Raw genomic sequence first — 24,622 nt, forward strand, 5'->3', positions numbered from 1 at the left:
GTGATTATAATTGAATTATCAAAACAGAAATTAAATTTAAACTAAAAAATGGGAACATTAGGCTGTATAAATGATATGCTACAACGGGACAAAGAGAACCGTGAGCTTCGCAAATTGAATAAAGAAAGGATGAAAGAACATCATAAATACCTCGTAAACAAGGGAAAAAATATTAATTTATCCAACATTTCCATTGAAACGATAGAGGAAATCCGTAAAAATACCATAGCAAAAGAACAGTCAGACCAAATTTATCTATTCAAGGCATATATAATTTTTGCAATATGCCTTTTAGGATTATTTTTATTGGGCATACTTTGTTATAAATTATTCTTCTGAATACCTAACGACATGCTGTCCGAAGAAAAATAAATGAATTTGAAAAGCCGGGCGATAAACATGATTCATCACTCCGGCTTTACTCCACTTATGGCTTACCTAGTTTATCGGCTTCCTTTCTCAACAGCTCGGCTTGTTCATTGAGTAGCCTTGCACGCTCCAACGCTTCCGCCTGCTTCCTGCTGCGATACTCAAAATCTATCACAGAATCGGTTAGACTTTGGATAAAACCGTTATCCCTCTGCCAATTGAATTTGGTTTCCAGTATATCAAAGACTTCCCCGTCTGCCTGTCCTTGCATCAGCAAATAGCGGTATTTCATATCGTTGTCCTGCAACTGCTGCATACGTTCAGCCAAACGGACATTCAAGAATATGGAAACGGAACAGACAACCAGCACTGCCGAAAAAACAAACAATTCCGGACGAATCCAAGAAGCGACCTTGTTGTAAATCCGTTGATAGAACGGTAAGGGCGTAGCTTCCTCTTTATCCGTCCTGCAAGAGCCCAAAGTATCAATCATCACCTTGAAACAACGGTAGGTTTCCAATGTTATTTTCTTGGTGTCCTCTATGTTCTTCTGCTGACCTTGCATCCTGCTCCTTATGTCGTCAAGTTGGCTTTGAATAACCTGCAACTTTTCTTCGGGAACAGCCGAATTACTGTGCAGTTCCGACAACGCTTGTTCGATTGTTCCCAGCCGTTCGAGAGTTTCCTCCCGGCTGGCTGGCGTTACCTGTGCTTCCAGCTTCTCTTTCAGTTCCGTAACCATAGAGAGAAGCCCCTCTAAAATCAAATTGTCTTCCATGTCTTTACAATTTAAGTTGTTTTTTCTTTTTCTTCTTCTTTCTCAAATTAAAATTAGGTTCTTCATCCACTGGGGGAGAAGAAGCGGAAAACAGACCGAGTGAACCTGTTATCAACGGGCTGTCAGCCTTGCTCGGTGCAGGTGCCTGCTCCCGAACGGGTGCGAAAGTTGTTTGCCGTTGGCTTTCGGCAACATTCATTCCTGCATCCCCGAAACATTTATCCAGTTTGGAAAAACTGAAACTGCGGTCTATCTCCGAACCCTTGAACGTGTATTCGCCTTTGGAAATGGATATGCCCTGTATCTCGCTTGTCTGTCCCTTATACTTGAACTGGATAGCAATACCCATTTCCGCTAACCGCTGCTGTAACTGCTGCCAGTTACGGGATTTGCCGATTTCATTCTTTACAGCCGTGTAAATCTCGTATTTCGACTTGTCCGGCTCTTTCAATCGGTGCTGCTTCACCTGCTCTTTCCCCTTGGCGAAATAAAGCCCGTGTTTGGCTTTCAGCTTCTTGCATACCTGTTCGTTACGGTACATGTCGTTCCTGTCCGAAATGCTCTTGCCGTTGTTGTCTATGCGGTTGAACACGATATGCACATGTGGATGTTCCCGGTCTTGGTGGCGCACGATGATATACTGCGTATCGGTGATTTTCATTTCACGCATATACTCCTGCGCAAGCTGTATCATCTTCCCGTCCGTCAATTTAGGTGCATCCACTGCCGAATAGCTTAACGCAATATGTCCTACCGGCTTTTTCAAGTCGGGATTCATCCCGGTCTGCATACAGAAGCTGCGGATTATATCGCTCCGGCTTTCCGTCAGAACCCCGTCCGCATGAAGCAAAACCGCCTGCTCCTTGCCAAGCACATAGTTCACACAGCCCTTAAAACCGCTTCCCTTTTTTATTTTTCCAATCATCCGACAAATGGTTTATGATTTCAACAATCCTATCTTTGAGCTTCAAAAGTTCCACCGCAACCAGTGCGAAACCTCCGGCATTCGCCCGGTGCGCCAACTGATTGATGTTGTTGGCTTCCCCTGCCAGCTTGCGGATGGTGTCCGCATCCTGCCTGTTCAGCCGGGGGATGACCTCTGCCGAAACAACCGCCTGCCGGACATACTCACTGATACGTAACCCGGCTTCCCCGGCTCGCTTTCTGATGGCGTAATACTGCAACTCGGTCAGTTTCGTACTGACTACTTTTTTCTGCTTGTCCGTCCGTTTTTTTGCCGGACGACCGCCCGGCTTGTCCTGTATCTTCTTCATGTCTTTTTACTTTTAGGTGGTATATTAGAAATTGCGACCAACGGGAGCGATTTCCTTTGCGGTGAGCAAAGCAAGATGGTTTCGGTATACCGAAACATAACCTTGCTCTCCAAATAAACCGCCAGCCGTTAGTAGTCCTGCCGGATTAAATGCCCCTGCCTCTCTTTTGTCTTGGGTCGGCACGTTGTCCAGTTTCCTGCTTCGTTTCCTGCACTTGGCTGGCTGCGTTTTTCCGTTCCTGCTTCCTGCCGCACAGGTAATCGTTCAAGTCCGAATATCCCCTGTAATTGTGTGAGAAGTCACGTACACGGTAGGAGTATTCCAACTCGATATCCCGTGTCGCTTCATATCCAGCCTTGTCATTGTCAAGCATACAGTGGATGCGTTCATACGGGGACATCACGTCAAGGGCTTTCGACACATTGGCGGTAGAGTTAAGAATGACATAATCCTGCCTGTCAAGGTCGGGCATGGTCGGACAGTTCCTCATGCGGAGCGTAAGGAAAGAGAGGTAGTCCATGAAACCCTCGAACACCAGACATTTCTCTCTCGGCTCTCCCTGCTGCCGTATATGGGTGATGTCTTTCGGGGCGATACAGCCTTTGAAAAAAGAGTTGCGCACCTCATAACCTCCTGTCATGTTCGGGAAACCGATAGCGAAGAACGGTCTGCCGTTATTGGTAAAATGGAGTTCCTTACATTCTCTTTTTGCCAGTTCGATATTGATACCCCGTCCCTGCAAGTAACGGAGCAATGCCGGATGGGTAAGGTCACGGACTTCCAAATGCTGGAAACTCGGTTCTTTCCTACGCTGGGGAAAAGAAAAACTGACCGGACGGATGTGCGGTGTCTGTTCCGCTATCCGGTTTAAAAGGTATGGCAAGCTGTCGGAACAATAGAGTTCCTTTGCCAGTGCGATGATGTTGCCGCCCTTGCCTGCGCCAAAGTCATACCAAAGGTTGCGGTCAGTGTTCACCTTGAAAGACGGTTCGTGTTCCTCCCTTAACGGTGATTTGTACCATAAGCCGTTACCCTGCTGCTTGACAGGAGAGTAACCTAAACTGTGCAGATAGTCTGCGATGGGTATTTGTTTTACATCTTCGATGTTCATAACATTTTCTTTTTTGGGGATTAAAAAATAGTTGAAAAATGCGCCAGTCCTGTTTAGTTCGTTATATATATACCCGTACCATACTAAACCTGCTTGTTCCGATACAGGGAAATAGTAAGTCCGTTCCTCTTATATATACACCCGGACTAAACCAAACTGACTTTTAATAATGGAAATCGGGATTATAGCGGTAACCCTTGCCCTCTTTCACAATCATGCGCTTGTTCACAAGGAACTTGTTCAGTTCCACATGGATATTGCGCCCACGCTCGTAGCCGATACTTGCATAGCCTTGTTTCAAGGTCTTTAGGACATTCTCGTAACCATATATAACCTGTTTGCCAAAACCGTTTTCCAAAGCCGTCCTGTGCTGTTGCTCCGTCAGTTCTGCCAGTGGAAAGCCCCTGTCTTGGCTGGGCTGCTTGAATACATAACCGTCCACAGCTTCCGGCAATGCGCTGTCGTTGATACGGAATGCGAACGGGTCAAACTCCCGGTCACGTATGTGCATCGCCTTTACCTCGCTTATGTTACCGTCCTGCTGGCTTTTCGTGATTTGCAGGACGGTTTCAGCCTTGTTGTTCAACTCCGTACCGATATGCCCCCTTGTGTTGTCATCCCCCTTGTTCAAATGCAGTACGGTATGGATATGCAGGTTATATCCGCTTGACCAGCGCATCAAGAGGTTGATTAGGTCTGTCGATTCGCTGGGGCTGTTGATGTCGTACATCAAATCACGGATTCCGTCAATGATGAGCAACCCCACATCGGGCATATTTTCCAGCATATAGCCGATAATCTGCTTCCGCTTGTCGGGTGTCTGCTCCCTTAGCACGATGAAAACAAAATCCTCCCTGTCCTTGTCGGTAGGCAGTCCTGCAAGCCGCAAAATACGCTCCATTACCTTATGGCAATGGTATTTGCTCTGCTCGGTATCTACATAGAGGATTTTCCGTTTGTTCGGTGGCAGGCATGCCGAATACTTCAGTACCTCGTCATTCTTCAACGCTGCCGCAACGATAGCGGAGATGTTGAATGTCTTTTTGCTCTTGGCTTTACCCGTGGATGCGCTGAAATTACCCAGCGTGCCAATGGTAGAGCCGTTCACCCAAAGTATTTCGGGCGGCACTTCATAAGTGTCCGTCACTTTTAGATGAATGGTTTTCCAAAGGGCTGCGAAATCCTCTTTCTGCATGGTGACATCCTGCCCGGCTTCTTCTTTCCTCTTATTTTCCATAATTACGGATTTTCCGGTTTGCGCTCTTGGCGATGGCGAGTGCCGCCTCGTCCTTGTCGTTTACCCTTTTTGCAAGGTTTTCCGCCCACGTGAGAAGCTCTTTCCGTGAGAAAAGCAATTTGTTCCCGTATTTGCGGAACGGCACTTCCTTTTTGGCGGTCAGCTTGTAGAGCCGTGCCTTTGAAATCAGAAAACCGTGTCGTTCCAGCACCTCTACCGCCACATCGGGCGTGAGGTTGTCGGGTTCGTTCCTCGGCTGGGTGAATCCAGCCAATGACTGGGAAACGGTTTCGCTCACGATAGCCCGGAGTTCTTCGGGCGTTGTCAAAATAATGTTTGTCATATTTTCTTCCTTTTTTAGTTATTACTTGGCTACCGTCATAGCCGTTGCAACCGGTTGATGCCGCAAAGGAAGAATAAAAGAAACCGATTATTCAATTACTAATCACTTGACACAGACCGGACAACTTGGGACAATGCAGGACATCCGGCAAGATTGGAACGAGATAAAAAAGGGACAAACGATGTATTGGCGATTTTTGTCCTTCCAACACACCGTTTGTCCTATGTATGTTAAGTGATTATGCGAATGCCGCTATTTTACATCCTTTAACCTTTCAAGTTGGGAAACGACTTCTTTTATTACGAAATATTTGCTTCCCGACAGCCCTATGTCCGAACGGGATATGAAACCGAGTTCCTCCCACCGGGCTACGGTCTGCCTGCTCACGCCCGCCATTTTCGCCAATGTCTTTTGGTCTATCAGTTCCCTGCCCTCGAATACGGGGTACTTGTATTTACGGGTGGCATGGCTGAACCTTATTTTCTCTATCGCCTTGTCCACGTCTTTGACGGCGGGGGGAATATATGATTTTACTTGCAGTACGGCTTCTTCTATTTCGTAGCCTGCATATTCGGGATTCTGCGCCAGTTCCCCGTAAATGGCACTGAAACATTCAAGGTGTCTAATCTTCACCGTCTTGGTTTTCTTGTTCGGCATGGCTCAATCGAATTTGGTTAATAACTGCGCATTCCTTATCCGCTCCTCCTGCTCGAAACTGGCGAGGTAGTTCTCCGTGATGGCAAGGCTTGAATGCCCCAAACTCTCGGATATGTAAGCGATGTTCGTTCCGCTACGTTTTAAGACCGTCGCATAGGAATGCCGGGCGGAATAGGTCGTGAAACGGGGGACACCGACAGCTTGGGCTATTTTAGCCAAAGCGATGTTGCAACGGTGCGTTACCCGTCTGACAATATTGGAAATGACAAATTCGTCCTCCGTGTCTTTGGCATACTTGAAAAGGAAAGTATCGGGATTCCCTTCGTCCGGGTTTCCCCACCGTTTTATAATATCCCGCATTTCGGGAGTGAGCACCGCCCTTATTTCCCGTATATGGTTGGACGTGTGCGATGTCTTGGAGCGTACAAAGCAGATTTCACCGTCCACGATGTTCCCATACCGCAAGAAAAGCATATCCCTGAAATTGATTCCGTTGCACAGGTAGGAGAAAAACCAAAAGTCCCGGTACTTTTCAACGGTCTTGCTGCCCTTGTATGTCACGACTTTTTTTATCTGTTCCATCGTCAAGGCTAACTTTCGGCTGTTGCCGCTCGGAATCTCGTACTTTCCCCTGCCGAACGGGTATTGGGCTTCTTTCAAAATCCCGTTGCGCCTTGCGTCATTCACCACGCATTTAAGGGCTTTCATATAGAAATTTATGGTGGTGACGGTCTTGCCCTCGTTCCGCAGGAACTTGTCAAGGCGTGACAGCCAGTCCGCAGAAACCGCAGAGAACGGCACGCTGCCGCCTGCGAACCGTTCTATGCTTTTCAACGTGCTGCGATAGTTATAATAGGAATTTACCTGCCCGTTGAGTTTGAATGCGTCTATTTTCCCCTGTATGGCTGTGTTAAGGGTTGTACCAGTACATCTGCCCAACCTCATGCTGAGCGCATCGAAACAGAAGTCCCCACGTTCCGCAAGGGCTTCCACTTGGCTTTTTATGATGGAGAAACTGTTTTCCACGCTTGCCCGTATCTCAATCAGTCTGCGGCTCTTGCTTTCGGCAAGGATTTCCCAGTCCTCTTTGGACAATTCCTTTCCGGTGGAATAATATTTCTGCTTGCGGTTGTGTATCACTTGTATCTTGACAGGGAACAGACCGCTTTTCTTCGCCCTGCGTGCATCCAGTACCGACAGTACGGATATGCCATCTTTTGAATACTTGAACATAGGCTGCCTTGTTTATTGTTATATGTCTATTTTGTACATACGATTTGCATACAAAAATAGAGATTATCGGAAAAAATAGCAAATCAAAAGCCAAATCATTTTCCTAACAATCTCTAAATATCAGCTATTTATATATAAATTCAAACAATATAAAAACGGCAAAAATATAGGGTATTATTACGGTTGGTAATCAATCCGGTTTTCATCGGTAAGTCGGAAATATCCACATGAATAGGCTTTCCACTGATACGGTCAGCCATGCGAATACCGAACGGGCTGGGTGAACTCTTGTAGTTCGTTTCTCCGATAAAGAAGCAAAGCGCAGGTTCCAGAAAGGTGTAGAAACTTTCTTCTGCCGGAAAGTCTCCGGCATTGCCCGGCATTCCCGCCCAATAAAGCGCCGGTGCATCTATGGTGTTATGCCGTGGTTTGCACTCCATGAGCGCCAACTGACTGCCCACATCATTACGGACAGCCCTCAATTCCTGCTCACTCTCTGCCCATGCCATAATATTGCAATGGCAACGGACGGAAACCAACCCGTAACTGTGCGCTTCATTCAGATACATGTCAATCCAGTCTTTGTTTATCTGGTTGGAACGGCTGTATCGTGAAAGCGACTGCATATTGCGTGCGGCCTTTTCAAAATGTCTCAGGTTATCGTCGCTGTCATCCACAAAGATATATTGGTTCACAATGTGGTTGCAGGAAAGTAACAACCCGATGGGTGCCGCAAACGAAAGCCGGCAATCGGAACGGTCGGTAGACAAACGCTCGTAGCGGGTATCAGTGGAAACCGTGCCCGGCAAATCATCCGTATCTGACAACGTATGTACGCACAGCCTTTTTTCACCAATGCGCATTCCGTCCGCCCTCAGTTCTATATCTTCCAACGATGTGGCGTTCTCTAATGACAGGGAAAAGTATTTCTCTATCAATCCGGCTGTCTTGTCCGTTCCGGTTATCTCATCCGAAGTGAGCCTTTTCAGTTTGATGAACCCTGAATCATTAATAATTTGTTCAAACTGTCCGGCTGCCTCCAGAAAGTAGTTGGTAGTATCCTTGTTCACCTCTTTGGGGACAATAAAGCCCCGGCACAGGGACGAGAAATTACTCTGCATCCTCGACCGTTCCTTGGTCGTTTTTGTCAGGAAAAGATAGCATTCGTGATTGAGATACGCTCTTTCATTGAAATGGAGTTCATAGCTACGGGAGAGGAAGCTAAGGTTATCCTTATCCGTCTTTGGGCGATAGTTCTCCTTGATGAACCAATCTTGTTTCTGTACCACTGAATAGTTCGGTAATACTTTGATTGCTTTCAGCCATGTAGAATGTATCGTTTCGTATTCAGCCGGGGTGATACTGAAAAGTTCGGGCAGTTCCACCCGGTAGGCAACGGTCACATCCGCATCCTTGCTTACGATGCAATCCTCTTCTACTGCCAAGAGCGGAAATTTGCTTTCTATCGTGGCTGCTTTCATTATATTCCTCATTTTCTTTTCTTTTTTAGTAGGTTACGGGGAGTTTTTCTGTTTAAAAGGAAACGGGGATGCTGACCGGCCGCCAGCATCTTCATAAGCCCGTATTGACCGTATTTGCCATTCAATGAAAAGGTAGCCCATACAAGAACGGAAGCGGCTGTTACACCGAAACCGATGCATACCCATTGATTGATGCCTATCATATACATGATGACAAATAGAACGAACAATGCGAGTAACCCTCCTGCAAACAGAAACAGGTATTGCGCTTTGAGCCCCTTAAATTCAGGGCTTCTGCCAATCCCCTTATTCAGATTATATTCCATGTTTATATACTTTAATTATATGTGGCTCGCATTAGAGGAAGAAAGAGCGGAGGATGGTGGCTGCCACAATCAGGAAGATACAGGCCCCGAACCAAGAGGCGGCAACTTTTGCCACATCCGGGTCGCCGGAACTGAACTTATTGTATACCTTGACCCCACCAATCAGCCCCACGACCGCACCGATTGCGAAAACCAGCTTTGTGCCCGGATCAAAATAACTTGTAATCATGTTGGTTGCTTCTGTAATGCCCGCCTGACCGTTTCCGGCAGCATAAGTTGTACCGGCTGTTGCAAAAAGAATGGCAACAGCGAAAAGGATTTTCTTTTTCGTGTTCATAAATAAGTTGTTGTTTAAATGAATGCAGGGGTGGATAATCCCCGCATTCGGTTGTTGATAATTTGTTATGTTTTTTTAGTGGTGGACGGCTTTTGCTATCCGTAATCGCTTTCTTTCATCTCCCTGTTTTTTAGTTACACTATATCATTTATCCCAAAATTATCGGGAATATTCCCGATTTCTGTTTCCTCTTCCGCCTCTCCCTGCTGTTTACGGAATGTATCCAGATGCAGGCTGATGAGTTCCGATATACGGTCGTTTTTTTTAGGTTCGCTGGATACAATCTGCTGCATGACATCGGTATGTTGCAGTTCCAAAAGCGTCCGTCCGGCTTGCCGTTCTTCTTGTTCGCTTACTGTCCCTTTCGGTTGATTCAGCACTTTTACGGCAGCGCACATATTTTCAAAACTGATACCGGATGCGATGGTATCTGACGGTACCTGTTCCGGCGTATCTTCTTCCTCATCTTCTTCATAATCCATTGATACCTCCACGTCCATCGGATCATTCGTTTCACCTTCCGGTGGTGCATCATCGAACATCCCGTCAAGCTCCTCATCGGGCACTTGCAGGGGGTGATTATCGGAATCCGGGACAAAAGTAGAATCTTTTTCGGACTGATTTTCAACTTTTTCAGTGGTGGCACCGACTGGCTTCATAGTGGCACCGAGTGGCTTTGATACGGGGAGAATGAATGTACTTTCTCCAATCACATTGGTAGTCAATCCATCCTTTCGGGGAAGGATGGCGGCAACTGATTTGTCGCTTTTCCTTTTTTTCCATCGCTCGTAACAGAGAAAAAGGAACGTCCAGATAATATACAGGACAACCCAAATAAATAGTAGTACCATAGTCTTACGATGTTAGAATAGTCCTTTATTTTTTTGTTTGTAAATTTCCGTAATATCATTCTGGAAGGTTTGAAAATGATGTGTCAACACATTATCCAGATAGCTGAAGAGTGACACTTCATTTTCTCCGATAACCTGGATGATTTTCAATATCCGTTCGTGATACTCCTTTCGGATGTAGACACTCTTTCCCAATCGTGCGGTCAGGTTTGTTTCTTTAATAAAGAGTGATTCGTAATTCTCCTGATTATTCTTCCTTTTCCGCATACCTGTATCCGTTTCCGGCTTGTTCGTCTCCACCTTTTCTACCGGCTGTCTGGAAACCTCTGCTTGGATGGCTTCTGTACTCGCCGGAACGGGAACCGATGGTTTACCATTTGTCTTAAAGGACGAAATAATAAAGTCAGGGTCTATATTATCCAAGTCCAATTCTTTTGTTTTCATAAGTAGACTATTGCTTGATTATACTCAATATCTCTTCGGTGATTTCATCCAGATTGCTACCTCTGGCAAGGCTTTTGTCCGCAGGAAAAATGGTGGAACGGAACAAAGCTTTATGTCCGGTGGATAACTCCCGTCGGAACCGTTTGCTATCCGGCAGGTAGGTTTTCAAAACTGATAATCCGAGTTCACTGATTACCTCCTCGTAAATATCATAGAGTTCTGACTTTTCACGTCCGTCTACCATGTTCCACAGGAGATGCAGACTTTTAATATTTGATTTCCCGGTGGTAACTAACGTATCATTCAGCACCGTGACAAAGCGGAGAGTACTTTCCATAACCACCCGGTCGGCAGCGATGGGAGAAAAGATATAATCCATCCTTGCGATGGTTTGTACCACACCCGCATTATTGATGGTACCCGGCAAGTCGAAGAAGATAAAATCAAAATCCGTGTCGGCAAGTTCCTTCACTTTGCTGACAGCGTCCTCCGGTGTACTTTCAATGACCGGGTAGGCTTTCTTCTCCAATCGTTGAACTTGCTCGTAAGCCATCCGTTTGTAATACGGATCATCCATTGCCATTTTCAAATCCCGTTCTCTCATTTCCACAATGCTATGTTGCGGGTAGTCGCAATCCACTACAGCTACGTTGTAGCCTTTAACAAAATGAAGATAGCTGGCTACTAATACGGTCAGCGTTGTCTTCCCGGCTCCACCTTTTTGGGTAGAAAATGCCACATAAGTTGGTCTTTTGTTCATACAATCAGTTATTTATATAGTTATACAATTAATTAATTAATCAATCAATCATCCAATCATTTATCCAGTCAAATGGGCAGCTATTCAGTCAGTGATTTATCTATACGGCTACTTCTAAGTATGTATTTCCAATTTCACTTGCAGTTAGCCAAATGACTGTATCGCTGTACCAACGTTGGTACATACAAACGTATAGCCAGCCAACTGTGAAATCATCCATTCAATTATCTGTTTAGTTCTCTGTCCATAGATAAAACTATCTCTATCCACAATCAACCAATCAGCTATTTGTCTATCTGTCCGTTCATCATGACGATGCAAATAAACGACTAATATTTAGCCTTTGTATAGCTTCTTAACCCACTGGCGCCGAGTGGCATTAAAGTGGCACCGAGTGGCTTCGATGAAAATTCGGCAGCCTGCTGCAAGCCCCCTAACTTTGCACCGTCAAGCAGTCCGCAGGGAAACAGCCAGCCTCGCCACCTGTCGCTAACCCCAATCTGACCCTTGCGGTCAGATTTTTATGTTCACTGGAACATAGCAAGCTGTGTTTTTTGCTGCACGAAACGAGTTCTGCCGCAAAAAACGCTTGCCTTTTTCCAATGGGAAAAAGGGGCAATTATCTCCGAAGTCGATAATTGTAGGGAAGATAGCCGTGAGGTGTGGCAACCGTGCCGGGACTGCCGGTATACCACTAAAAATCCAAAAGTTATGAATGAAGAAGAAAAAAAGCAGCCGCCTCCCCGAAAGAAAGGAGGACGGAATCCGAAGAACAATCCTGCCGTTTATCGTTATACGGTTAATTTCGATGCGGTGGAACATGCCCGTTTCCTTACGCTTTTCGAGCAGTCCGGTCTACGTTCGATGGCGCAGTTTATTGCCGCCCGTGTATTCGGAGATGAATTCCGGATAGTGAAAACCGACCGTGCGGCACTGGAATATGTTGCCAAGCTTACCGCTTTGTACCAACAGTTCCGTGCTGTCGGAGTGAATTATAATCAGGTAACAAAGGAACTGCATACCCATTTCTCCGAGAAGAAAGCCCTCGCCTTGCTCTACAAATTGGAAAAAGCGACGTTGGAATTGGTGGAGTTGAGCCGTAGGATTATCGAGTTATCCCATATGTTTGAGAGCCAATGGTTGCGAAGATAAGTACGGGCGCTTCCCTTTACGGTGCGCTCGCCTACAACCAGAACAAAGTGGACGAAGGGCATGCGAAGGTACTTGCCGCCAACCTCATTCTACAACCCGAAGATGGGAATTTCCATTTGCAGGACTGCATGGAAGATTTCAAGAACTGGCTGCCATCCCATTACCGTACGGAGAAGCCCGTTATCCATATCTCCCTCAATCCGCACCCGGATGATGTGCTCACCGATGGGCAGTTGGTGGCCATCGGTGAGGAATATATGCAGAAGTTGGGATATGGCGGTCAGCCGTACCTTATTTTTAAACACGAGGACATCGACCGCAGGCATATTCACATCGTTTCGCTCCGGGTGGATAGCAACGGGAAGAAGATTAACGACAGTAACGAGTTCCGTCGCAGCAAGGAGATCACTGAGCAGTTGGAGCAGAAATACGGTTTGCACCCGGCAGAAGGGCAAACCAAAGGAGAAGATTGGCAACTCGCTCCGGTGGATATTACCAAAGGCAATTTAAAGCGGCAATTGGCAAACGTGGTAAAACCGCTTTTGAAGATGTACCGCTTTCAGTCCGTAGGCGAGTTCCGAGCCTTACTTTCCTTATATAACATCGCATTGGAAGAGGTAAAGGGAGAAGTGAGCGGCAGACCGTATCATGGTATTGTCTATTCCGCTTTGGATAAGAACGGAGAAAAGACGGGAACACCTGTCAAATCCTCCACATTGGGAAAAATGACAGGTATCACGGCTCTGGAAAAGCAGATGAAGCAAGCCGGAACGCTTATCAAAGAGAAGAAGTTGAAAGACCGGACGTTGCGGATTGTATCTATCGCTTTACAGACAACTACTTCCGAAGCGGAGTTCCGCAAGGTTTTGCAACAGGAAGGCATCGACGTAGTTATGCGTCGCAACGATACCGGACGTATCTATGGCGTTACCTTCATCGACCACCACAGCCGTGTGGTACTGAACGGTTCCCGGTTGGGTAAAGAATATTCAGCCAATGTGTTCAACGAACGCTTTCCGTCCATCGAAGAGGAACAGCCCCGTTCCATACTCGACAGATTGTTGCATCCCAAGTCCGGTGTCCCGGCTTTCGATGATGCGCCCGACACTAAAGAGTATTCCCCCGAATCAGGCGGGTTACTCTCCCTGTTTACTCTCGAACCGGAGCAACCTGAACGGGAACCACTGCCACCGAAGAAGCGGAAGAAGAAACGTCATCGCTACGGACGGCAGGATTAACAATCACTATTTGTATCACCATTAAAAAACAATCAACATTATGTCACAAGAAGACGATTTACGGGGATTGGCAAAAGTCATGGACTTTATGCGTGCGCTTAGCATCCTCTTTGTTATTATCAATATCTATTGGTTCTGTTACCCCGCCATCAAAGAATGGGGGATTGACATCGGAGTGGTATCGAAAATACTGCTCAACTTCCAGCGTACTACGGGACTGTTTCACTACAGCCTGTACACCAAACTCTTTTGCGTGGTATTCCTCGCTCTTTCCTGTCTGGGGACTAAGGGAGTGAAAGAGGAAAAAATCAAATGGGTACATATTTGGACAACACTTGCCATCGGCTTTGTCTTGTTCTTCCTTAATTGGTGGCTGCTGAATATGCCCATTCCTTTTGTCATCCGTACAGCCTATTATATCTTTACCCTGACTATCGGGTATCTCTGCCTGCTGGCTGCCGGAGTATGGATGAGCCGATTACTGAAGAACAACCTGCTTGATGACGTTTTCAATAACGAGAACGAATCGTTCATGCAGGAAACCCGATTAATGGAAAATGAATATTCCGTTAATCTGCCTACCCGGTTTTGGTATAAGAAGAAGATGTGGAACGGGTGGATTAATGTCGTGAACCCGTTTCGTGCCAGCATCGTACTCGGCACACCCGGTTCCGGTAAATCCTTTGCGGTGGTAAATTCCTACATCAAGCAGCAGATAGAGAAAGGGTATGCAATTTACCTCTATGACTTTAAATTCAGCGATTTATCCACGATTGCCTACAACCATTTGCTTACCCATCAAGAAGGGTATAAGATTGTTCCCAAGTTCTACGTGATTAACTTCGACGATCCCAGCCGCAGCCACCGATGTAACCCGTTGAATCCGAAATTTATGACTGATATATCCGACGCTTACGAAAGTTCGTATTCTATCATGCTTAACCTTAACCGGAGTTGGGCGGCAAAGCAAGGGGATTTTTTTGTAGAGAGTCCGACTATTCTGTTTGCCGCTATTATCTGGTTCCTGCGCATCTATCAGGATGGCAAGTATTGTACGTTTCCTCATGCTATCGAGTTCCTGAATAAGCCCTACGAGCAGATTTTCCCTATCATGTCTTCTTACCCCGAATTGGAAAACTACTTGTCCCCATTCCTCGATGCGTGGTTGGCTGGAGCCGCCGACCAGTTGATGGGACAAATCGCATCCGCTAAAATCCCATTGTCCCGTATGATTTCTCCGGCACTCTATTGGGTAATGTCGGCTGACGAGTTTTCACTCGATATTAATAACCCGGACGAACCGAAGATACTTTGCGTAGGCAACAATCCCGACCGTCAGGCAATCTATGGAGCGGCTTTAGGTCTGTACAACAGCCGCATCATTAAGATAGTTAATAAGAAAGGAAAGCTGAAAAGTTCCATCATCATCGACGAGTTGCCTACTGTCTTTATTAAGGGACTGGACAACCTGATAGCTACGGCACGAAGTAACAAAGTGGCGGTACTGCTCGGATTTCAGGATTTCAGCCAACTGATCCGTGACTATACGGATAAGGAAGCAAAGGTGATTATCAATACGGTGGGTAATATCTTCTCCGGTCAGGTGGTAGGCGAAACGGCAAAAACGCTAAGTGAGCGTTTCGGAAAGATATTACAGAAACGGCAGAGTATCAGTATCAACCGGAACGATAAGTCTACTTCTATATCTACCCAGATGGACAGCATGATACCACCATCAAAAATTAGTGGATTGACACAGGGTATGTTTGTGGGGGCAGTGGCTGATAATTTCTCCGAACGCATCGAACAGAAAATATTCCATTGCGAAATTGTAGTGGATACAGTCAAAATTGCCGAAGAGGAAAAGAGTTATCAGAAGATACCCGTTATCACAAATTTCATAGATGAGAATGGAGTTGACCACATGCAGGGAATGGTACAAGCCAACTATAACCGGATAAAGGAAGACGTTCGGCAGATTGTTTCCGATGAATTGGAGCGCATCAAGAATGATCCCGCACTCTGCCATCTGTTGGAACTGAACAAATAAGACTGAAAGAACAGGAGGAAAAATGATTATTTTTTCCTCCTGTATAACCTCTCGTCGTCCTTGTCCATTCTTTCCAGCAAGGCATCCCTCATGCTATCTATGTAGGTAGTTCGGCTCTCCTGTACCCGTTCCCGCATGTTCACATAACAACCGGACGGGTCTTTAATTTCTATCCCCAACATCTTGCTGAAGTATGCTGATACCTCTTTGATAGTAGCTTTGCCATCATTGAAATTCTTTAGTGTATCCGATCCGTAGATAAACTCCATCAGATGAACTACCTTTCCTGTCCATACAATCGGTGGTTGACTATCTTTTGTTCTCTCGCCGTTTTCTTGTGGATTAGGACTATCTTGTTTTTTTATCCACTCAATTGCAGCTTCCACAAATGTAATACCTCCATTGGCGGATAGTCTGCCACCTGTTGTTTCCTTTATTTCCTCTATATGGATTAGCTGTGCCCGTATATAATTCAAGGAAAAGTAGATAAACCTTATATTCTCTTCTTTGCTACAAAAGTTGTAAATCTGGTGTGCAAAATCACTTAATGCATTTTGAAACTCTTCCTTTGTTGCCGCTCCTTTTGATAAAAGTTGGATATAGGGTGTTGTTCTAAAATCCTTCATACCTGAATATTACCGTGATTGTCTCTTTTTTTTAATTCGGCTGCAAAGTTATGGAGATTTTATTCAGGCAATGTTATCGAAAATAATCATAAATTCATCATTATTGCGCAAAGGTTCGAATTAGTCAGAAGACTGGTATTTTTTCCTTAGCCCGGTAGGGCTATCGCCTAAATTGGTCTTGCAGAAACGGTTGAACTGTTGCGGAGAGGTAAAGTTAAACTCTTCCATAATCTCCTGAAAAGGAATATAGGGGAATGAAAGACGGTACAGGATATGTTCCGAACGCTTTTTCAACAACCATTGATAAACTGATGTTCCGAACTCCTTCTTAAAAATACGGCGGAAAGTAACTACCCCGTAGCCGCAGAGGTCAGCGAGTTCCTTTGTATATTTTGTTTTTATATAATGAGAGAGGACCAGATTCCTGAACGGAACTGCTTCTCCTGTCATCGGGTGAAAGAATGCTTGTAATTCTTCTTTTCCGTAGTAACGACTAAAAAGCCGTATTAGCTCTTTGTGCTTAAGATGCCACAGCAGCAAGTCGCCCGTACCGTCTGTCAGATAATAGGATATACTTTCCATAAAAGTCATGATCACCTTGTGTGCGACCAGCTTACAATAATAACCGCTTGATTTACCATTATTCTTTTCCCTTGCATGTGTATACAGATACCGTAGTATGCAGTTTTCTGGTCGACATACTGTGTTGTTGAAGGTATGAACTACCACATGCGTTTCTTTCCACATTTCACCCCAGCAGTCAGCCATGCGGGGAAGAAACATGATTTCACCGCCATATAACGTTTCTTCAAAAAATAAATTACTGGTCAAATGTACCTCGCCTTCCCGACAAAAAATGAGATAATTCATCTCCTTATGCACATTATTAAAAGTATCACCTATCCGGTAATCTTTCAGCAGGAAATTGCAGTTGTCTGGTGTTTCGTCACAAGGCAGATATTTATGTATCTTTACTTCATTCATAAATAATATCATAGGCTTTATTGTTGTCAGCAACTCTGTATTCCTGCGATAAGTAGGATTTCATATTAATTAAAATTAGGCTATTGATTTATGGCAATAATTTTGCATCGATGTAATAGTAATTATGGCTGCCCATGGGAACCTGTCTTTCTCCCGCTTTTGCATCCATTTCTTCTTTTATTTTTTTAAAGTATTGCACAAGCAGATCCAGTTGATGGTCAGTGAGGATTTTTTTCTTTTTCAGTTCCTTCAAGGTAATACCGTCCAGGAATGGATTGTTGGAAGGAAGCCCGAAAATGCGGCGATGTGCCCGAGCGAGGCTAAACCTATTTAATTCTTTGCGGCTGAAACGGCAAACACGGCATTCGTTAAGCCCATGCATGTAAAATTTATACAGGTGGCGACGTATCTTTTTGGTCGATACATAAACTGTGTCTGTCGGACTTTCCGTTTCAGCATGCCGGGCTGCCAATTCTTTGTCGGAAAGATGTTCGGTTTCCTGCAGGTAGCGACAAAGATTTTTGGTGCTGCCTTTACGGGGTTTCCCGGAATTCTTTACGTCGACTTCCAGTGCACAGAGAGTCTCCAACTGCCCTTTGAGTTGTTCCAGTTCAACTTCCGAAAGCAATAACTGATAATGAACGAGACTGTCGGGTACGGAAATCCGCTCCGATTCCGTGTACCAAGCGGGTGCTCCCGTTACGAATGTCCTTTTAAAATCCTTGCCGGGTTTGGTACCCTGTGGCAGACCGAAGGCAGCTATAAAAAGACTATCAAATCTGTCCTTGTCATTGCCGATGGTAGCGAATGCCCGGTCTATACTTTCAGAAAGCAGGCGGTTATCCGCCCGGATTTGTGACATTATGGAATCAACAGCTCCGGTAAACAATTCCGGAGACAGCGTTTCACCCTTTTCGGGAAACAGAAATCCGCCCTGCGTCATGCTGGCGTAAGGATAATCGAGCATGAAGAAGTTATTGCCTGCATCACGTAGCAGGTTGCTGCGGCAAAACTGATCGGCATAAAAGAGCATTTTACGCTTGTCCACAACCTGTGAACCGGCATAAGCGTCGATCATATCACCCAATTGAAGTACAAAGTTGTTGAAGTTATCCGAATCGGCAGCATACAGTTGCCATCCCAGAAGACGGCAGTTTTTCTTTTTCAGGGCGGCAACAATCGGATTGATCGCTTCATCCCGGAGTGAGCCTGTTTCACCGACCGATACAATCAGGTTGGTGGATTGTTGCCGGTCGTCCAGTAAATCCAAAGACATTTTCAGTGCACTCCAGGCAGGGAGGGAGTCATGACAGCTTTCTCTCATAACGGATGCAATCCTGCTCATGCCATCGGTCAGTGATTGATAGTCGGAAGTAAGCGGAATGGTGACTATTTTTCCGCCAAGGCTTATTGCTGCGCCGAAACGATAGCGGTAATTATCGTCCGGTAACTCGAACAAGGGCTGAAGGTTTTGTATGGCATTAAGCAGCATTGGGAACTGTTCAGCCTGTTTCGTACCTGATTCCATGGCGAAAAGCAGGTTGATGTTCTGCAGCCGGTGTTTTATTGCCCGGCCTTCGGAATAGCTGACCGGCTGTCCGTCGATATTGTATACAAAATTTAAGCTTTTGTCTATGAGTGGGGCAAATGCCCCACTACAGAAAGTATAGGTCGAATCTGTACTGTAGGGGCGTATTACCGGCGAATAGGCGAGTATGTCCGGTTGCTGGAATGTGCCCGCAAGTCCGGTCTTTACAAATACCTTCCGCCCGATATTACCGAGCATGACTTCCGGAATCCACCCCACGATTTGTTCCCCTGCTTTATCGGCCGTAATATCCGTGGTCCGTGATATCAGGACTCCACGCCCGTCAGGAGAGTATTTCAAGGCAAATACAATTTCGTTCATACCGATGGCTGCCGTCTGTTTTTCCAATCCGGGATCACCGAATACTTTTAGGGAATCGGCGGTTACAAAATAAGCCTCGGGATGAAGCACGGATGAAGTGTCCGTAACTGCTGTCAGCAGCTTGTCATGCTGTCCGGACCGTATATCGGTTACGGAAGAGGGCGAAAGGATAAGCCGGGAGGAGTGCATCCAGCCTATATATTCAGCTTTTTTACGTCCGGTAAACCGGTTGTTTTTTATGTGTTCCGGTTTATACTTTATCAGCCGCAGGAAATCGCCTTTATGTCCAATGACCAGAAAGGGTTCCCTGAACGTGGTTTCTGCCGATTTTATCCTGCCGCCCGGGTTGACATAAGCAGCGTTCCCTTCCCTATCGGAATAGACAATCCAGGGCTTTTTGTGTGCCCCGCTTTTGGGAGCCTTAATACCGGGAATCTGATAATTTTCAGAATAGACTCTTGGAAGCTTACGTAAGCGGGTAAACCGGTTGACCGGGCTGCAACCACTTAGAAAAGCCGTCACACAGCATAGTATCATTATTTTCTTCATATCCTATCTCTTTTTATCGGTTTGAATGACCGCTATCCGGCTGATTTGTCCGTCTTCTTCACCCTCAGATTCGACGATTACGTTCTGGATAACTGTTTCTTTTTTGCCGATGTGGTGCAGCCCTTGGCAATAAGAATAAAAGTCATTATATTTATTATTGTTCACAACAACCAGCGTGTTCGGATTATTGTTAAAATATTTGCTCACAACATAATTGTAGTTTATATTAAATGGCTTACCATCTACAATATTCTGCAACTTTTCTTTAATGTCTAAACCGATAAGCACCATTACATCCGTAGAATCATTCTCCGAATAGTAGGGCAGAATATTAATGCGATGCCGGATGGGATAGCGGGTATTCTCCGTACTGAGCAGCACTTCGTATTCTCCGGGTTCGGCATATGCATAAAGTGCCGTTTTCTCGCGGGAATCAATCATACCGGTCTCCCCAAACTCCCAGCGCCACTGTTCATCGTGTCCTTCGCCACGGAAGATGATATTTTCTCCCTGTATGGCTTCCTTGGGAGCAATGATATGAACAAGGTGCTGGTTCTCCGTGCCTGTCTCCTCTTTTACCCTCACATCAAAATAGCGTTCCAAGTTTCCGTTTACCGTCAGTCGGATTTTGTAAACTCCTTCTTGTTTAAACAGATGGTGTCCGCTACGTTGGTTGGATGTCCCGTTGTCGCCGAACTCCCAGTACCAAGTTTCCGCTCCCGACGTGGAATCGGAATAAAAGATTTCCTGTCCCACGACAGGGTCAGACGGCGACACGGTAGCCTGGATCTCCGGTCCTTGTGAACAGCCTCTCAGCACCAGCAGAAAAACCATAAAAAGTACAGCAACGGAGATAAGAATATAAAAAATCTTCGTGTTTATAAATTTATTCATCATGGTTTGCCTCCTTTATTTTTAAGTTCGCCTTCTTTCTTTTGGAGCCCAAGTTCACACTTCTCAAGGTTTTTCTTGAACTTTACGATGTTATCCTGCTTGCTCCATAGCTCTTTCTTGTCGGCAAACCACATCTCATATACCGAGGCAAGATGCCAGAACATCTTATTACGCTTGTCCCAGCTATTTTTTTCCCACTGTTTGGCCAGATCGTTTATCAGGAACTTTATATCATTCTCCTCATAAGAGGCGTTGATACCCGGCTCGAAATGTTCAATTCGCGAAAACAGTGTGTCTGCGTTTACAATCTGTGCGGATTGTATGCTTTGGAATTCCTTTTGCCGCTCCATCTTTTTGATGACCGTTATTTTATTGGAGAAGATGTGGCGTGTCCCTGTGTACTTGAAAAGTATAAATCCACAGGCTCCTGTGATAACAATAAACAGGGTAAGCACATATACAAATCCGATAAAGCGTTCACGCTCACTAACGGGTTTGCTACTTTTATTTTGGGGAGTTATGCTCATATTCTTTCTTATTTTACTTTTCTACACTTATATTTCCCAATGTCAGTTTTCGGGCAGCCTGTTTATTATCCTGAACACATCGCATCAGGTCGTTCCTTACAAGGCTTTCTTCAATAACCGCTTTACGTATGGCCTCTTTTGTCTCCAGAAACACGTTAATTTGTGAAGCCAGATTATTATAAATCAATACATCCTTGGTATCCATTCTTTGCAGTTCCTCGATTAGTTCCATTTTACGGGTACTGACAACTTTTTGAAGCATGATCTGATTGAGTTGCTCGTTACTGCCCATCAACGACAAATAGTTATACAGGGAATCCACTTTATCTACCAAGGCAATTTGTCCGGCGTATATCTTATCGTATTCTTCTGTTTTGGATTTCATCAGTTTATACTCGCTACTATTCGTGTGGATAAAACCGGCAAGCAGTGTCATGCTCAAAGCCGTACTGATGAAAAGGCCGCCGGCAAATTTCAAATATCCATGAATAATTTTTTCACTGTTCTTTGCTTTCATAATTCTTATAAATAGGTGTTTATCCCGAGGTAACACGGACTGGCGTCACCCACCGGTTTCAAATAAGTTTTGCGTTCGGCAGGGGCAACGCTGACCGTCACATCAAACTCCCGCCATGCGCCGAGGAAAATATCTGCCAGCATTTCAAGGGCTCTCCGGGAGTTATTCCCGGGTAGGAACCTTTCGACTTCCCGTGTCGGGATGTCACCGATATGTATGTGCAAATCCACATCTGCACCATTCAAGAAACCCACATTCACACTGTTTGTTCCCAGTCTCATATTTCCGAGCCGGTTCGTTTTTTGCGCATTTATTTTCCGTTGCACCATTTTGGGGCGTACCCTTACCGGAGCTTCCAGAATCTGCGACAGTGCGTCGCTTACCTCTTCCAGTCTGCCCCGTATCGAATGGATATGGGGTATGAACTTAATGAACAGCAACGCCCCCCGTCCGGACAAAAAATGGATGACCGGCCAGCAAGCGGCAAAGAGTTTCGCATAATCAGAATATTTGTTCTTTTTATCGTACCGCAATTCAAGCAATTGTGCCTGTATCCCTGCCCTGTCCACTTCGCTCTCCAGCAGGCTGAAAAAGCGGCGGATGAAAAACTCTTCATTGCGATGTTGTTGCATCTCCTCCAGGATAAGTTCCAGATCTTTCACCTTGCCGGGAAAGAGTGAATCATGGAACAATCCTTCCGGAAGCGAATCATAAATGCCCCGGCGGTTGGTTTTGACCTCAATGCAGGAATCTGCCATGCCCGGAAGATTCCTGTGCTTCACTGACCGGATGTCTTTAGAGACATTGCTCAGGTTATTGCCGTCGCGCACCATCATAATTTGGGTGGTGTCGAATCCGGCTTCCGACAACAAGGCTCCGTATAGTTCTGCCTTAAAGTCCGTGTCCATCGTATTGGGCGGAAGATGCCCTTTTATCTCTTTGGGTAAGCGGTATTCCATATCAGTCCATTATGCTCCATTTTTTATTCTGTCCCGTAGTGTTGTTGCCGGTAGTACGTTCCGAAACCACAATATTCTCTTTATGCTGACCGATATATTCCAACGTACTGAGCCGTTGCCACAATTCGGTGAGCGTGTACATGAACGAATAGGCGCGAACCATTGAAGACCGGATGTCCGTATGCTCGTATAACATCTCCAGCGTATCGGACAGTTGCTCGTCGAACGAGCCGGGAGTCACATCGCTCCACTCGTAGAAGTATTTCTGTGTTTCCTCCTTTTGCGTTCCTGAGAGATAGCTGAAACTCACATACATGATATGTGCCAGGCTTGATACGGATTCCAGTACGTCGATAGGAGCATTGTATATCCCTTTATTGGTATAACTGAATTGCAGGGAAGCGAGGTAGCGGAGCATCTCACGGCATATCAGAGAGATGTGTGCACCCAGTTCACCCCGATTGTCTCTATCATGTATTTTAGCTATGATGATTTTACTGTAAGTTTCCAGTGAACGGAACATATTACCGAACTTGGCATAATACTCTTGCAGTTCGGGATGGCTTTTCATCGTTGTACAAGGCGGGATAAAATCGGCATCTACCATAAAGCGGCCCGCATCCTTGCGGATACGGCCGATAGTCAGATAATGAATACCCAGTTCAGTAATATTAATTTCTCCTTTGGGCATCACAAACAGCCGGTATGAAGGTAAGGCATTCGGATGCCGTGGCGGAACTTCTTCCGGATTGGGTTCTCCCGAGCCTACCCGGTGAAACGGGTCTACAGAGAGGATGATGTCCCATTGGGTAACATTTTTATGGGTATCCGACTCCACTGAATAGTTTTTTACCAGTTCGCTTCCCGATTCAGTAGCATCAAACTGAATACGGATACCCGAAGAGGTGACTGCATCGCAGGATTTCAGCCGCACTTCGATGTGTCCCGTCACGTGTTGGCTGATGCGTATGCCGTTTTCCCCGTCTCGGTTTTGCCGTGCGGGAAGCAGACCGTAGTTGTAACTGTTGGTTCGTACTTCAATGCTGTCACGGACGCTGTCCAGAAAGTAATCGTCATGTTGGTTGAAGATGGCGGCTGACAATGGCATACAGTCCGACCAGTTCACTAAATTTTTCTTTGCCATGTAAATATGTATTTTTATTTTTCACTATGTTCCATCACCCGTTTAGCAACAATTACATCGCGGCTGAGAATGCGGTTATCCTTTACTGTCAGGTTGAAATCTATGTAATGCCGGGGAGATATCAGAGACGGTTTCCGGTAAAAGATCCATCCTCCCTCTTTGGCTGCATAGTCGTCTATCGGAGCTTGGGGAGACTTCAGGTTATAGTCGTCAATCATCCGGTGAAACCATGTACCGAATTGCATTTCGTCCGGTGCTTTCACACTGAGTTTGACCGGTTCCCGGTCGCTCTCTTGTTTGTATAACTCTATTTGCAAGACTTGCAGGCTGCCCGGGTCAAAATATCCGTCCTGCTCGGTATCGTCTGTATATCTCCAAACTTCATACACGGGAATCGGAATGGCGATAAAGATACGGTAGGTACGGATGAACACCGAGACAATGACGAATGGAAGCAGGCAGGTAGATGCCCACAGACCATATTTCAACTCATTGCAGAGATTGAAGACAAGGGTGAAGAATAACATGGATACTACCAGTATAAAACCGGTGAGAATGATTTCGTGCCGGTACTTGTAGTCGTCCTTATATACCCAAGACATCATTCGTATGTTATAACCACCTAAAATAAGGTAAAGCATAGCAAGGAAGACGTAGCCGTAAGGCATGAAACCGTAATCAAGGAATCCCAGCAAAGCAGGGATCGTCAGGATGACGATTGCACCGATGGTGTAGCCTACCAGCCGTTTGTTGCCCAGCAAAGCGTTCTTTTTTGCTATGAAAATTCCTAAGCCTACCAGTAGCAAACCCAGTATCGGGTAGAGCAGGTAGGTGAAGGCGAGGGTTTGGAAGAATGAGTTCATAAGTTCGAT

Annotated in this window: 26 protein-coding genes and 1 pseudogene; 4 read left to right on the forward strand and 23 right to left on the reverse strand. The window is 45.6% G+C overall.

What is annotated here, in order from left to right; all coding sequences use genetic code 11:
* Positions 1 to 48: 48 nt before the first annotated feature.
* A complete protein-coding gene (locus tag KO473_RS00710) occupies positions 49 to 339 on the forward strand; it encodes a hypothetical protein (protein ID WP_005856047.1) in 291 nt (96 codons plus the stop codon).
* An 88-nt stretch (positions 340 to 427) separates the two neighbouring features.
* On the opposite strand, the gene KO473_RS00715 is transcribed toward KO473_RS00710, so the two are convergent.
* The 14 genes and pseudogenes from KO473_RS00715 to KO473_RS00780 all read right to left on the reverse strand — a co-directional run bounded on the left by KO473_RS00715 (position 428) and on the right by KO473_RS00780 (position 11,201).
* Complete coding sequence (locus KO473_RS00715) at positions 428 to 1,147, reverse strand: hypothetical protein (RefSeq protein WP_005856055.1); 720 nt, start codon at positions 1,145 to 1,147, stop codon at positions 428 to 430.
* A 4-nt stretch (positions 1,148 to 1,151) separates the two neighbouring features.
* Complete coding sequence (locus KO473_RS00720) at positions 1,152 to 2,072, reverse strand: relaxase/mobilization nuclease domain-containing protein (protein WP_005856057.1); 921 nt, start codon at positions 2,070 to 2,072, stop codon at positions 1,152 to 1,154.
* A complete protein-coding gene (locus KO473_RS00725; protein ID WP_005856059.1) occupies positions 2,038 to 2,421 on the reverse strand; it encodes a MobC family plasmid mobilization relaxosome protein in 384 nt (127 codons plus the stop codon). Before KO473_RS00725 ends, KO473_RS00720 begins: the two co-directional genes overlap by 35 nt.
* Before the next feature lie 145 nt (positions 2,422 to 2,566).
* Positions 2,567 to 3,532, reverse strand: a complete 966-nt coding sequence (locus KO473_RS00730; protein ID WP_005856064.1) for a toprim domain-containing protein — start codon at positions 3,530 to 3,532, stop codon at positions 2,567 to 2,569.
* 163 nt (positions 3,533 to 3,695) lie between these two features.
* Positions 3,696 to 4,769, reverse strand: a complete 1,074-nt coding sequence (locus tag KO473_RS00735) for an AAA family ATPase (RefSeq protein ID WP_005856070.1) — start codon at positions 4,767 to 4,769, stop codon at positions 3,696 to 3,698.
* Positions 4,759 to 5,112, reverse strand: coding sequence for a helix-turn-helix domain-containing protein (locus tag KO473_RS00740; RefSeq protein ID WP_005856071.1), 354 nt, complete (start codon positions 5,110 to 5,112; stop codon positions 4,759 to 4,761). The genes KO473_RS00735 and KO473_RS00740 overlap by 11 nt, the downstream gene beginning before the upstream one ends.
* 252 nt (positions 5,113 to 5,364) lie before the next feature.
* A complete protein-coding gene (locus KO473_RS00745; RefSeq protein WP_005856072.1) occupies positions 5,365 to 5,769 on the reverse strand; it encodes a helix-turn-helix domain-containing protein in 405 nt (134 codons plus the stop codon).
* A 3-nt stretch (positions 5,770 to 5,772) separates the two neighbouring features.
* A complete protein-coding gene (locus KO473_RS00750; protein WP_005856073.1) occupies positions 5,773 to 7,002 on the reverse strand; it encodes a site-specific integrase in 1,230 nt (409 codons plus the stop codon).
* A 176-nt stretch (positions 7,003 to 7,178) separates the two neighbouring features.
* Positions 7,179 to 8,495, reverse strand: a pseudogene (locus KO473_RS00755) (TraG family conjugative transposon ATPase); the annotation flags it as partial.
* On the reverse strand, positions 8,492 to 8,809 hold the full coding sequence (locus KO473_RS00760) for a DUF4133 domain-containing protein (RefSeq protein WP_005819942.1): 318 nt from the start codon (positions 8,807 to 8,809) through the stop codon (positions 8,492 to 8,494). The gene KO473_RS00760 and the pseudogene KO473_RS00755, both read right to left, overlap by 4 nt.
* 31 nt (positions 8,810 to 8,840) lie before the next feature.
* Positions 8,841 to 9,146, reverse strand: coding sequence for a DUF4134 domain-containing protein (locus KO473_RS00765; RefSeq protein ID WP_005819939.1), 306 nt, complete (start codon positions 9,144 to 9,146; stop codon positions 8,841 to 8,843).
* A gap of 134 nt (positions 9,147 to 9,280) precedes the next feature.
* The gene (locus tag KO473_RS00770) at positions 9,281 to 9,997 is read right to left on the reverse strand and encodes a hypothetical protein (protein WP_005819936.1); all 717 of its coding nucleotides are present in this window, start codon (positions 9,995 to 9,997) and stop codon (positions 9,281 to 9,283) included.
* Positions 9,998 to 10,009: 12 nt separating this feature from the next.
* Positions 10,010 to 10,441, reverse strand: a complete 432-nt coding sequence (locus tag KO473_RS00775) for a DUF3408 domain-containing protein (RefSeq protein ID WP_005819932.1) — start codon at positions 10,439 to 10,441, stop codon at positions 10,010 to 10,012.
* A gap of 7 nt (positions 10,442 to 10,448) precedes the next feature.
* Entirely contained in the window at positions 10,449 to 11,201 is a 753-nt protein-coding gene (locus KO473_RS00780; protein ID WP_005819929.1) for a ParA family protein, read from the reverse strand.
* Between the two features lie 711 nt (positions 11,202 to 11,912).
* On the opposite strand from KO473_RS00780, the gene mobA reads away from it, so the two are divergent.
* Genes mobA through mobC form a run of 3 tightly spaced genes read left to right on the forward strand, consistent with a single transcriptional unit; the run spans position 11,913 to position 15,641 of the window.
* Complete coding sequence (gene mobA, locus KO473_RS00785) at positions 11,913 to 12,353, forward strand: conjugal transfer protein MobA (protein ID WP_005819921.1); 441 nt, start codon at positions 11,913 to 11,915, stop codon at positions 12,351 to 12,353.
* Positions 12,338 to 13,591 (forward strand): conjugal transfer protein MobB, encoded by a 1,254-nt coding sequence (gene mobB / locus KO473_RS00790; protein WP_005819918.1) that lies wholly within the window; start codon positions 12,338 to 12,340, stop codon positions 13,589 to 13,591. The genes mobA and mobB overlap by 16 nt, the downstream gene beginning before the upstream one ends.
* Before the next feature lie 40 nt (positions 13,592 to 13,631).
* Positions 13,632 to 15,641, forward strand: coding sequence for a conjugal transfer protein MobC (gene mobC, locus KO473_RS00795; RefSeq protein ID WP_005819915.1), 2,010 nt, complete (start codon positions 13,632 to 13,634; stop codon positions 15,639 to 15,641).
* A 26-nt stretch (positions 15,642 to 15,667) separates the two neighbouring features.
* Here the strand turns inward: mobC and KO473_RS00800 are convergent, their stop codons facing one another.
* The 9 genes from KO473_RS00800 to KO473_RS00840 all read right to left on the reverse strand — a co-directional run bounded on the left by KO473_RS00800 (position 15,668) and on the right by KO473_RS00840 (position 24,613).
* Positions 15,668 to 16,267, reverse strand: a complete 600-nt coding sequence (locus KO473_RS00800) for an RteC domain-containing protein (protein WP_005819912.1) — start codon at positions 16,265 to 16,267, stop codon at positions 15,668 to 15,670.
* A gap of 120 nt (positions 16,268 to 16,387) precedes the next feature.
* A complete protein-coding gene (locus KO473_RS00805) occupies positions 16,388 to 17,263 on the reverse strand; it encodes an AraC family transcriptional regulator (RefSeq protein ID WP_005819911.1) in 876 nt (291 codons plus the stop codon).
* A 76-nt stretch (positions 17,264 to 17,339) separates the two neighbouring features.
* Entirely contained in the window at positions 17,340 to 19,709 is a 2,370-nt protein-coding gene (tssR, locus tag KO473_RS00810) for a type VI secretion system protein TssR domain-containing protein (RefSeq protein ID WP_005819910.1), read from the reverse strand.
* Positions 19,710 to 19,712: 3 nt separating this feature from the next.
* Entirely contained in the window at positions 19,713 to 20,606 is an 894-nt protein-coding gene (locus KO473_RS00815) for a PKD domain-containing protein (RefSeq protein WP_005819909.1), read from the reverse strand.
* Complete coding sequence (locus KO473_RS00820; RefSeq protein ID WP_005819908.1) at positions 20,603 to 21,130, reverse strand: type VI secretion system transmembrane protein TssO; 528 nt, start codon at positions 21,128 to 21,130, stop codon at positions 20,603 to 20,605. The genes KO473_RS00815 and KO473_RS00820 overlap by 4 nt, the downstream gene beginning before the upstream one ends.
* Before the next feature lie 13 nt (positions 21,131 to 21,143).
* Positions 21,144 to 21,647 (reverse strand): type VI secretion system TssO, encoded by a 504-nt coding sequence (gene tssO, locus KO473_RS00825; protein ID WP_005819907.1) that lies wholly within the window; start codon positions 21,645 to 21,647, stop codon positions 21,144 to 21,146.
* 5 nt (positions 21,648 to 21,652) lie between these two features.
* On the reverse strand, positions 21,653 to 22,606 hold the full coding sequence (locus KO473_RS00830) for a type VI secretion system baseplate subunit TssG (protein WP_005819906.1): 954 nt from the start codon (positions 22,604 to 22,606) through the stop codon (positions 21,653 to 21,655).
* 1 nt (position 22,607) lies between these two features.
* Positions 22,608 to 23,750 carry a type VI secretion system baseplate subunit TssK gene (locus KO473_RS00835; RefSeq protein ID WP_005819905.1) on the reverse strand — a complete coding sequence of 381 codons (1,143 nt, stop codon included), beginning with the start codon at positions 23,748 to 23,750 and terminating at the stop codon, positions 22,608 to 22,610.
* 14 nt (positions 23,751 to 23,764) lie between these two features.
* Positions 23,765 to 24,613, reverse strand: coding sequence for a TssN family type VI secretion system protein (locus KO473_RS00840; RefSeq protein WP_005819904.1), 849 nt, complete (start codon positions 24,611 to 24,613; stop codon positions 23,765 to 23,767).
* Positions 24,614 to 24,622 lie beyond the last annotated feature (9 nt).

This window comes from Bacteroides sp. HF-4919, from assembly GCF_018860125.1.

What these genes read in the sequence shown, in the direction of transcription:
- KO473_RS00710 (WP_005856047.1), top strand. Translation starts at nt 49, where the DNA reads ATGGGAACATTAGGCTGTATAAATGATATGCTACAACGGGACAAAGAG.
- KO473_RS00715 (WP_005856055.1), bottom strand. Translation starts at nt 1,147, where the DNA reads ATGGAAGACAATTTGATTTTAGAGGGGCTTCTCTCTATGGTTACGGAA.
- KO473_RS00720 (WP_005856057.1), bottom strand. Translation starts at nt 2,072, where the DNA reads ATGATTGGAAAAATAAAAAAGGGAAGCGGTTTTAAGGGCTGTGTGAAC.
- KO473_RS00725 (WP_005856059.1), bottom strand. Translation starts at nt 2,421, where the DNA reads ATGAAGAAGATACAGGACAAGCCGGGCGGTCGTCCGGCAAAAAAACGG.
- KO473_RS00730 (WP_005856064.1), bottom strand. Translation starts at nt 3,532, where the DNA reads ATGAACATCGAAGATGTAAAACAAATACCCATCGCAGACTATCTGCAC.
- KO473_RS00735 (WP_005856070.1), bottom strand. Translation starts at nt 4,769, where the DNA reads ATGGAAAATAAGAGGAAAGAAGAAGCCGGGCAGGATGTCACCATGCAG.
- KO473_RS00740 (WP_005856071.1), bottom strand. Translation starts at nt 5,112, where the DNA reads ATGACAAACATTATTTTGACAACGCCCGAAGAACTCCGGGCTATCGTG.
- KO473_RS00745 (WP_005856072.1), bottom strand. Translation starts at nt 5,769, where the DNA reads ATGCCGAACAAGAAAACCAAGACGGTGAAGATTAGACACCTTGAATGT.
- KO473_RS00750 (WP_005856073.1), bottom strand. Translation starts at nt 7,002, where the DNA reads ATGTTCAAGTATTCAAAAGATGGCATATCCGTACTGTCGGTACTGGAT.
- KO473_RS00760 (WP_005819942.1), bottom strand. Translation starts at nt 8,809, where the DNA reads ATGGAATATAATCTGAATAAGGGGATTGGCAGAAGCCCTGAATTTAAG.
- KO473_RS00765 (WP_005819939.1), bottom strand. Translation starts at nt 9,146, where the DNA reads ATGAACACGAAAAAGAAAATCCTTTTCGCTGTTGCCATTCTTTTTGCA.
- KO473_RS00770 (WP_005819936.1), bottom strand. Translation starts at nt 9,997, where the DNA reads ATGGTACTACTATTTATTTGGGTTGTCCTGTATATTATCTGGACGTTC.
- KO473_RS00775 (WP_005819932.1), bottom strand. Translation starts at nt 10,441, where the DNA reads ATGAAAACAAAAGAATTGGACTTGGATAATATAGACCCTGACTTTATT.
- KO473_RS00780 (WP_005819929.1), bottom strand. Translation starts at nt 11,201, where the DNA reads ATGAACAAAAGACCAACTTATGTGGCATTTTCTACCCAAAAAGGTGGA.
- mobA (WP_005819921.1), top strand. Translation starts at nt 11,913, where the DNA reads ATGAATGAAGAAGAAAAAAAGCAGCCGCCTCCCCGAAAGAAAGGAGGA.
- mobB (WP_005819918.1), top strand. Translation starts at nt 12,338, where the DNA reads ATGGTTGCGAAGATAAGTACGGGCGCTTCCCTTTACGGTGCGCTCGCC.
- mobC (WP_005819915.1), top strand. Translation starts at nt 13,632, where the DNA reads ATGTCACAAGAAGACGATTTACGGGGATTGGCAAAAGTCATGGACTTT.
- KO473_RS00800 (WP_005819912.1), bottom strand. Translation starts at nt 16,267, where the DNA reads ATGAAGGATTTTAGAACAACACCCTATATCCAACTTTTATCAAAAGGA.
- KO473_RS00805 (WP_005819911.1), bottom strand. Translation starts at nt 17,263, where the DNA reads ATGATATTATTTATGAATGAAGTAAAGATACATAAATATCTGCCTTGT.
- tssR (WP_005819910.1), bottom strand. Translation starts at nt 19,709, where the DNA reads ATGAAGAAAATAATGATACTATGCTGTGTGACGGCTTTTCTAAGTGGT.
- KO473_RS00815 (WP_005819909.1), bottom strand. Translation starts at nt 20,606, where the DNA reads ATGATGAATAAATTTATAAACACGAAGATTTTTTATATTCTTATCTCC.
- KO473_RS00820 (WP_005819908.1), bottom strand. Translation starts at nt 21,130, where the DNA reads ATGAGCATAACTCCCCAAAATAAAAGTAGCAAACCCGTTAGTGAGCGT.
- tssO (WP_005819907.1), bottom strand. Translation starts at nt 21,647, where the DNA reads ATGAAAGCAAAGAACAGTGAAAAAATTATTCATGGATATTTGAAATTT.
- KO473_RS00830 (WP_005819906.1), bottom strand. Translation starts at nt 22,606, where the DNA reads ATGGAATACCGCTTACCCAAAGAGATAAAAGGGCATCTTCCGCCCAAT.
- KO473_RS00835 (WP_005819905.1), bottom strand. Translation starts at nt 23,750, where the DNA reads ATGGCAAAGAAAAATTTAGTGAACTGGTCGGACTGTATGCCATTGTCA.
- KO473_RS00840 (WP_005819904.1), bottom strand. Translation starts at nt 24,613, where the DNA reads ATGAACTCATTCTTCCAAACCCTCGCCTTCACCTACCTGCTCTACCCG.